Raw genomic sequence first — 1818 nt, 5'->3', positions numbered from 1 at the left:
CTGGCACTGACCTGCTGGTGGCTGCTGCGGACGGAGCCGCGCCCTGTGCCGCCGGCCGCCCAGGCGGTCCGGACCGGACCCGGGTGGCCCCAGCCCAGCCCCGCCGGGCCGGTCGGGGCCCCGTCGGCCGCCGTCTCCCCGTCGGTCGAGGTGGTGGTCGACGTCGCTGGCAAGGTGCGCCGACCCGGCATCGTGGTGCTGGAGGCGGGCGCCCGGGTCGTGGATGCCCTGCAGGCCGCGGGGGGAGCGCGGCCGGGGGTGGACCTCAGCTCGGTCAACCTCGCCCGGTTGCTGGTGGACGGGGAGCAGATCCTGGTGGGCGGCGCCGGCCCCGCACCGACCCCGGCCCCGGGCCAACCGGTGCCCGGTGCGCCGGCCGCCCTGGTCGACCTCAACACCGCCGACCAGACCCAGCTCGAGTCGCTGCCGGAGGTGGGGCCGGTCACCGCACAGGCGATCATCGGTTGGCGGGAGGAGCACGGCGGCTTCACCTCCGTCGACCAGCTGCTGGACGTCGACGGCATCGGTGAGGCGACCCTGAGCCGGATCGCTCCGCTGGTCACCCTGTGACGGCCGATGGTCCGCGACCACCCGTCCGGCGCCGACCTGCGGCTGCCGGCCGTCGCGGCCGCCGCCTGGGTCGGTGCACTCGCCGCGCTCACCCTCCCGGCTCCGGTGTGGGCGTCGACCGCCGTGCTGGCGCTGGGGGGCGTGGTCGTGCTGCGCCGGCGTGGCCGTCCGGTGCGCACGGTCCTCACCCTGCTCGCGGCGTTCTCCGCCCTCGCCGGCGGTGCCACGGTGCGGTCCTACCGGATCGCCCACGACCCGGTCGCCGAGCTGGGCCACCGAGGCGCCGCGGTGCACGTCGTGGTCTCGGTGACCTCGGACCCGCGGGTGGAGAGCGGGCGGTTCGGCCCGTACGTCACCTTCCGCGGGCGCCTCCGGCAGGTCACCGCGTCGGGGGCCGTTCTCCGGGTCGCGGCCCCGGTGCTCGTCCTTGCCGAGCCCTCGTGGTCCGAGGTGCGCCTGGGATCGGTGCTCGCCGCCTCCGGACGCCTGGCCGCGCCACAGGACGCGGACCTGTCGGCGGTCCTCCGGCCGCGCGGCCCGCCGGTGCTGGTGGACCGGGCCCGGCCGTGGTGGCGGGCCGCGGACCGGGTGCGCGCCTCGCTCCGCGACTCCGTCTCCGGGGTGCCCGAGCGCTACCGCGCCCTCGTGCCGGCGCTCGTGGTGGGAGACGACGCGGGGCTGGCGGAGGAGCTGGCCGACGACTTCGCGACCACCGGCCTCACCCACCTGCTCGCGGTCTCCGGCACCAACCTCACGCTGCTGCTGGGGTTCGTGCTGCTCCTCGCCCGCTGGGCCGGGGTGCACGGCAGGTGGCGCCTCCTGGTCGCCGGTCTGGGGGTGCTCGGCTTCGTGCTGCTCGCGCGCCCCGAGCCCAGCGTCCTGCGCGCCGCGGTCATGGGGGCGGTCGGCCTGGTCGCCCTCGGTACCGGCGGGGCTCAGCGCGGCGCGCGCACCCTGGGAGCCGCCGTGCTGGTCCTGCTGCTCGTGGACCCGTGGCTGGCACTGCGGGCCGGGTTCGCCCTCTCCGTGCTGGCCACGGCCGGGATCGTGTTCGTGGCACCGGTCTGGTGCGACGCGCTGACCACCTGGCTGCCCCGGTGGCTGGCCGCGGCGGTGGCGGTGCCCGCTGCCGCCCAGCTCGCGTGCACGCCGGTCGTCGCCGCGCTGTCGGGTCAGGTGAGCCTGGTGGCGGTCCTGGCCAACCTGCTGGCCGCGCCCGTGGTGGGCCCCGCGACGGTGCTCGGGCTC

Annotated in this window: 2 protein-coding genes; both read left to right on the top strand. The window is 77.6% G+C overall.

All coding sequences use genetic code 11. The annotated features are described in order from the left end of the window. Positions 1 to 570 (top strand): helix-hairpin-helix domain-containing protein (locus PLP61_RS16910; protein WP_324503966.1); only part of this gene is annotated, 570 nt, incomplete at its 5' end. Positions 571 to 576: 6 nt separating this feature from the next. Beyond that, positions 577 to 1818 (top strand): ComEC/Rec2 family competence protein (locus tag PLP61_RS16905; protein WP_324503965.1); only part of this gene is annotated, 1242 nt, incomplete at its 3' end.

Origin of the sequence: Nocardioides sp. (assembly GCF_035429765.1) — a bacterium.
In the GTDB taxonomy this organism is placed as follows: Bacteria; Actinomycetota; Actinomycetes; order Propionibacteriales; family Nocardioidaceae; genus Nocardioides.
The sequence above is the reverse complement of the archived record's forward strand: the minus strand, read 5'-3'. Positions and strand labels throughout refer to the sequence as shown.